Origin of the sequence: Natronospira elongata, assembly GCF_034931365.1 — a bacterium.
Classification (GTDB): Bacteria; Pseudomonadota; Gammaproteobacteria; order Natronospirales; family Natronospiraceae; genus Natronospira; species Natronospira elongata.
On sequence record NZ_JAYGII010000065.1, the window covers coordinates 1 to 6,087 of the forward strand.

Annotated in this window: 5 protein-coding genes; 2 read left to right on the forward strand and 3 right to left on the reverse strand. The window is 57.6% G+C overall.

Annotated elements, in window-relative coordinates; all coding sequences use genetic code 11:
- Positions 1-331: 331 nt before the first annotated feature.
- On the forward strand, positions 332-3,175 hold the full coding sequence (locus VCB98_RS13450; protein ID WP_346053394.1) for a hypothetical protein: 2,844 nt from the start codon (positions 332-334) through the stop codon (positions 3,173-3,175).
- A 143-nt stretch (positions 3,176-3,318) separates the two neighbouring features.
- Here VCB98_RS13450 and VCB98_RS13455 read toward each other — a convergent pair whose 3' ends face one another.
- Both VCB98_RS13455 and VCB98_RS13460 read right to left on the reverse strand, forming a co-directional pair.
- Entirely contained in the window at positions 3,319-3,633 is a 315-nt protein-coding gene (locus VCB98_RS13455; protein ID WP_346053396.1) for a hypothetical protein, read from the reverse strand.
- A 128-nt stretch (positions 3,634-3,761) separates the two neighbouring features.
- Entirely contained in the window at positions 3,762-4,022 is a 261-nt protein-coding gene (locus tag VCB98_RS13460; protein ID WP_346053398.1) for a hypothetical protein, read from the reverse strand.
- 368 nt (positions 4,023-4,390) lie between these two features.
- Here VCB98_RS13460 and VCB98_RS13465 point away from each other — a divergent pair, with 368 nt between their 5' ends.
- Complete coding sequence (locus VCB98_RS13465) at positions 4,391-5,017, forward strand: lipocalin-like domain-containing protein (RefSeq protein ID WP_346053400.1); 627 nt, start codon at positions 4,391-4,393, stop codon at positions 5,015-5,017.
- Between the two features lie 143 nt (positions 5,018-5,160).
- Here the strand turns inward: VCB98_RS13465 and VCB98_RS13470 are convergent.
- Positions 5,161-6,087: hypothetical protein (locus tag VCB98_RS13470; RefSeq protein WP_346053405.1), on the reverse strand; the 927-nt coding region annotated here is incomplete at its 5' end.

Here is a 6,087-nt window from a genome sequence, read left to right on the forward strand (position 1 = left end):
TCCCCCTCCCCAGGCCAGCCGATTCCCTTCCGCCAGCTAATTAACAGCTCGTTTGGAAGAGGGAGACAGAAGGACCCCGGCCAGCCCAATTGCGTATCAACAGTTCCAATAAAGCGTAGGTGGGAAAAGCCCGGCATTCAACGGCAACACCCCCCTTCGGATCCGGGAAGCCAGCCCGGTCCGATTCTGCGCCAAAGATGTTGGCGGTACCCCGTCTGGGGGGTGGCGCTTATCGGATGAATGCTCGATGCTCATGTATCGTCTGGGGATCAAAACAAACCCTTTTCGTACGGGCATTCCTGCAATGCCACGATCAGGCTGGGAGGGACAAATGTATAAATTCAATAAGATAGAAAAGTTCAGGTGCCGAAACACACTGATGCTGGCATTCGGCATTATGTTCATTCATGGCTGCTCCTCCAGCAGTTCGAGTAACGACCCGCTGGCGACCATCGGTGGGCAGATCACCGGTCTTGGTGATGAGCCGGTAGTCCTGACGTTGAATGACGAAGACGAGCTGACCATCGACAGCGATGGCCCATTCGAGTTCGAAATGGGTATCGCGCATGGCGAGGACTACAACGTCGTAATCATTTCTCAACCCGGTGATGTCGCGTGTGGCAGCGAAAATGCCACGGGAAGCGTCGACGAAGACGATGTGGACGATATCCAGATCGAGTGCGGTGGTTTACACATGTCTTCGCGGCAGGGCGATGCCAGCGTTCATCTGGATTGGTGGCCGGCCGTCGATGGTGACCTGCTCTACTCAACGGATCGCAACTGCGACTGGAGCAATGTCCAGGCCTGTGAGAACGGTGGCATGATTCCAGATGTCTCAGGTGGGTCAATCGACATTATTGCTGCCGACGAAGGCCTGGCGCTGGATCGGAACTACCACTTTAGCCTCCAGATGCCCGAGCACCATGCTGCCACCACTGTCGGTGTTGCGCCATTCTACCAGTACGCCGCGCCCGTACTCGGCATTGTCATGGACGATCAGCGCATATATGCAGGTGGCTACGGCCGCTACTTTGGTGGCGCGACTCAAGGCATAAGCTGGTTCCGCGACGACGGTAGCGAGATGACGGTTACCGGCCCCAATTACCGCTTGCCCAATGGAACGACACAAGTCATGGTGGAGGACCCCAATGGTGGCTGGTTTGTAGCGGGCCAGTTCGATGGCGGTGGGGACTTTCCAAATCAGCTGATCGCGCGACTGCACCCGGATGGCACGGTTGACCAGGACTGGGAAGTCACATTTGACGGTAATGTCACGTTCATTTCGGACATTCTCGTGCATGACGACCACCTCTATATTGCCGGTCGATTCGGCGAGATACAGGGAAGCAGCGATCATGCTGCCCTGGCGCGATTGACCCTGGATGGGGAACTGGACGAAGACTTCAATCCTGAAATCCCAGAAAACCCATCACAAATCACCAATGTGGATAGCATTCTTGCATCCGGCGACCATCTCTATGTTGGCGGAAACTTCGTCGTATCAGGTGATTCCGATGTGAACATCGGCGTCATTGATGCTGAAACCGGGGAACATATCCAGACCTTTGATGCAGCGACCGATGGTCGGGTCACTGCTATGCTGCTTCAAGATGACCAACTGTATATTTCTGGTCGTTTCGAAGAAGTCAACAACACTCCTCGCCCAGGTCTCGCCTTACTGGATGCGGATACAGGGGCCCTTGATACAACATTCACGCCGGACATTGAAGACCCCTTCCTAATGGACATGGAGCTTGTCGACAATCGTCTATTCATCGCAGGGCAGTTTGAAACCATCAATGGAAGTCCTTGGAATCATCTAGCGGCCTTGCATGCCGAAACCGGGGTTCTGGACATCAACATTGAAACCGAAACCGATGGGGTCGTTTATACGGTCGATCATCGGGACGGGTATCTTTATGTAGGTGGCGCTTTCAGTGAGGTCAACGGGAATTCGGCTCACAGGGTCGCACGTCTAGACACTGCCAATGCTTTCCAGCCTGACGATGGCTGGCACCTGTCCTTTGACGGGATCGTGCTTGGTCTAGTCGAGACGGAAGACAAGGTTGCGGTACTTGGGCTGCTCTGGACAGCTGGCGGCAGGGACGTGGGCCACCTGGCCGCCTTTGATGCCCTCACGGGTGAGCTGGACGAAAGCTGGGATGCCAATGTCAGGGGCTTGGTGGTAGCCGACCTGCAGATTCATGAAGGTGAATTGTTTGCTGTTGGGGCATTCAATCAGGCAGGCGGCGAGTCAAGAGGTCATGGTGCGGCGTTTAACTTGCATGATGGTAGCGCCTTGGACTGGGACCCGGATGTATCTGGCACTCAGGTTGTGACAGTTGAACCCGTGGCAGACGGGCATCTTGCGATCGGCGGCCAGTTCACAAAAGCCGGAGGGGAAACGCGCTCGTCACTCGCCATTCTCGATAGCAGCCTTGGGAACGCCATCACCGGTACCGGCGACCCGGAGGTATTGGGAAGCGTACTCTCGCTTTCCCATTTCCCTGACCAGGACATTCTCTTCGTAGGGGGTGCTTTCGGTGATATTGGCGGTAGCGATAATGGGAATATCGCTGCAGTGAGCGACACCGGGCTCTCACCCATCACCTGGGATCCGGACCCGAATCGATCTGTCTGGTCAGTTCTCTCTGACGGCGATGACCATGTCCTGGCAGGGGGTGATTTCACCGAAATCGGTGGAGGGGCTCAGGGTCGCTTCGCATTGCTGTCATCTGGCGGAAGTGTGGTTGCGGATACCCCGGAGGCAAATGGAACCGTATTCGACATGTCCCTTGATACGGATAGCGGTCGGCTTCTGGTCGCAGGCAGGTTCACCGAGTTCGCGGGTGAACCCGCCATTGGGCTGGCCGAGCTGAACCTGGAGAACTTGGAATTTTCGCCGCTTGGCCCCACCCCTGAATTCAACGGGGAAGTCCGGGCTGTCGCGCAAGGGAATCAAAGAATTGTCGTCGGCGGATTTTTTGCCGACATGAGCGGAGATGGCCATGCCGGCTTCGTGATTCTCGATGACGACTTTCAGCCACTTATCGAAGCACCGCCGGGCCGTTTTCATGCAAGCCAATCGCAGATTTCGGCAAATTCCGCCCAAGGCCAGGTTGGCGAGTTTGCCGAGAAAGGGCCTTTGGGTCTGCTTGATCCCTTCAACCACTGATCCGGAAGCGTTCGGGGGCCGATGACTGATCATCGGCCCCCGAAACTCTCCTTCTGCGAAGACACTGCCTCGCCCAAACGGACGCTTCTTTGCGCATTTACTGGTCTTGACGGGGCCTGCTTTTTATCCAAACCGGCTCAACGCTACGATTCCGCCTCCATACTGTCATCACTGGTCCTGAGGGACCAAATGGCAGTACCGGCAACGAGTGCAAAAATCACCAGCGCGCCGACCAAGAAGGGCGCAATAGTCGGATTGGGAAACAAATAAATCAGAAGGGAAACCGTAGCGAGCGATGCAATCGTGTAGAAAACAGCGAGCAGCCAAAGCGCGGTGCGTGCCGCATAGTCAGAAATCAGGCAGGCCATGAACGGCACCATACCGAAGGCGAGGAATATCGCCAATACGATCAGAAACAATCCACCAGGTGCTCCATCAAGGGAAAACACCACAGGCAAGCCAGTCACCCCTGCAAGAAACCCCGTAATCATGCGGCATTGGACCATACTTGAAACGATGATAGTTCATCACCTCCCCTCCATAGCGCTTAAACACCCGAGCAAGCAGATACCAATCACTACTCTCATCAAGAAAGCTCCACGGTGCTGCCTTGCTGATCAAGCTCATGATAGGCGAGTGACAGAAAACCGGTCTCTACCACGAGAATGGCGACCAATAGAATGCTCAGTCCAATCTCAATCGCTGCGGGCAGATCGGCGGCCAGAAGGAATACAAACGGGAATGCGGCTGCGAAGTAGTGCCCGTAATACCGGAGCAGATAAACCGCTCCGACGACAATCTTCAAAATATCCAGGGAACGCTTCGCCTTGATAGCGGCGGTACTCATACCCCCCCCTTTTCAACTGCGACCCCAAATGGCCTTGCACTATACCTGGCGAGCGCCTCAGCAAGCGAGGCGCTGTATCTTGGACTATTTTCCAGCAACGCTGGATCGGCGGTTCCCCATCCGGCCCTGACGGCTCCTTCTCCCTTCCCCGCGCTTCGTCGTTGCGATTAGGATGGCGCAAGGCACGGAGGATGATCTCATGAACGAGCAGTCGGCGGCGATCAGGCTGGATGGCGTGGACAAGGACTTCGCCGAGGCCGGGCGGTCGCGGCAGGTGCTGGCGCAGGTGTCGCTGTAGGTGGCGCCCGGTGGGCAGCTGGCCATTGTCGGGCGCAGCGGGGCGGGCAAGTCGACGCGGCTGAACGTGATTGGCGGCCAGGGCCTGCGAATTCGAGCTGGACCTGACGCTGAACCCGGCCCGCCCCCACGTCCTGCAGGGCGATCAGGGCTACAGCCGGAAAGGCCCCGACCCTGGCAACGCCTCCCGCTACTTCTCCTACACCCGCCTCGACACCCAAGGCCTCATCCACCTGGACGAGGAAGCACACCGGGGGGAGGGTCTCGGCTGGATGGACCGGGAATGGGGCAGCAGCGCCCTGAGCGAAGAGCAGACCGGCTGGGACTGGTTCTCCCTGCAACTCTCCGACGGTAGCGACATCATGTTCTACCGCCTGCGGGAAGAGAACGGCCAAACCAGCCCCTTCAGCAAGGGCCTCCACGTCACCCCCGACGGCGACACCCGTCTGCTCACCGTCAACGATGTCGAGCTCGACATCCAATCCCACTGGCAAAGCCCAAAAACCGGCGTCCGCTACCCTCTCGCCTGGCAACTCCGCATCCCGGAACTGGCGCCAACCCTGAATATCGAACCACGTCTCGAGGCCCAGGAAATCGACGGCACCTTCCGTTACTGGGAAGGGGCGATGACCGTAGAGGGGGAGCGCGAGGGCCAGGCGATTGATGGACAAGGCTATCTGGAGTTGGCGGGATACTGACACATACCCATTTGAGTCCTTTCCCACGCCTGGGCGATCCAGCCATGCTGACAGCACTCCGCTCGGTTTGCCCCAGAAAAGAAAAGGGAGGCCGAAGCCTCCCTTTTCCAGGTATTGCCCCAGTTGGGGCTGATGCCTTTTCCTCAGTGCAGGCGCTTGACGTCGTCCAGTTTGCTGGCCGGGTGGTCGTCCGAGGCCCCCTGCAGGGCCTCATCGGAGGCATCCTTGCTCGGCGTCGCCCCGTGACCAACCTGATTGGCAGAAGCGCTCGGCCGGCTCTTGGCCTCGACCGCCATGGAGGCGGCCTCCGGGCCGGGCCAGACCGGCTCCAGGGTATCGGCATCAAGCACGACGAGCGGGCCGTGAAGCTGGCCATCGTAATGCCGGAAGTCGCCACCCAGCACGATATGATCTTCATCCTGAGACAAGGTTTCTACCCAGCCGTCCGTGAAGTTGACATTATTATTGTTAAGGGTGACGTCGGTGTCATCTACCGTCAGGACGCCATAGCCATCTTCCCAGCCCAGTAGCAATCGATTCTCTGCTCCCAGATAGGATACCGCCCGCATTGGAACTGCCGCACCAGTGGCATCAGCGAGTTCCGAGTTACCGTCTATCTGAGCGAAGTACTCCTGCGATTCGCCCGCAATATTCTGGAAGCCACCTGCCAAGAACGTGGTGTGGCTCGGTGATGGATCCGTATTGGTTGCGATAGCATGGACAGTCCCATCGGGATCAGGAGTCCAATTCCGCAGAGTAAGGTCGCTGTCGTCGAAAAAAGCGGCATTCTCCCTCGTGGAGCCGCCTGACTCGCTAAATGAGCCACCGACGGCAATAGCATTGGCTGGCGAATCTTTCGCAATGGTATAAACGGGGCCATCCAGCTCCGGATCGTTGACCAGGAAGGGCTGACCGACGTCCCCGTCCAGGTAAGTCAAGCTACCCCAGGACTGACCGGCCACCTCCGTAAATTCGCCGCCCATGTAGAGGTTACCGTCGTCCTTGAGGACAAGGGCATTGACGGGGCCATCGGTCGAAGGATTCCAGCCGTCGAGGTCACCATCCACCTG

Bases quoted from the DNA above. Each gene is read 5' to 3' on its own strand.
- VCB98_RS13450 (WP_346053394.1), top strand. From the start codon at position 332: ATGTATAAATTCAATAAGATAGAAAAGTTCAGGTGCCGAAACACACTG.
- VCB98_RS13460 (WP_346053398.1), bottom strand. From the start codon at position 4,022: ATGAGTACCGCCGCTATCAAGGCGAAGCGTTCCCTGGATATTTTGAAG.